1 protein-coding gene is annotated in these 334 nt (G+C 67.1%); it reads right to left on the minus strand.

Features of this window, described 5'->3' with window-relative positions:
- The coding region (locus PQR62_RS25580) for an ABC transporter permease subunit (RefSeq protein WP_408160898.1) at positions 1-334 on the minus strand (334 nt) is incomplete at both ends.

The following is a 334-nucleotide window of genomic DNA, read 5'->3' on the forward strand; positions in this document are numbered from 1 at the left end:
GCCGGTGGCGCCGCCGCCTTGCGGGTGGTCGGCTTCGGGACGGTCTTCATGGCGCGGCGAGGGCCACAGGCCCGCCGGACGCGTCAGCATGATGATCACCATGGCCAGGCCATAGAGCAGCTGGCGCAGCACTTCGGCATCGATCCAGACTTTGCCGAACAGACTCATCTGCACCGGCTCCACCACGTGGCGCAGCACTTCCGGCAAGGCCGCCAGGATCACGCCGCCCAGCACCACGCCGGGGATGTGGCCAATGCCGCCCAGCACTACCATGGCCAGCACCGCAATCGATTCGGTCAGGGAGAAGGATTCCGGCGAGACGAAGCCCTGGAAT

Source organism: Herbaspirillum lusitanum, assembly GCF_046025995.1.
Taxonomy (GTDB): domain Bacteria; phylum Pseudomonadota; class Gammaproteobacteria; order Burkholderiales; family Burkholderiaceae_D; genus Herbaspirillum; species Herbaspirillum lusitanum_A.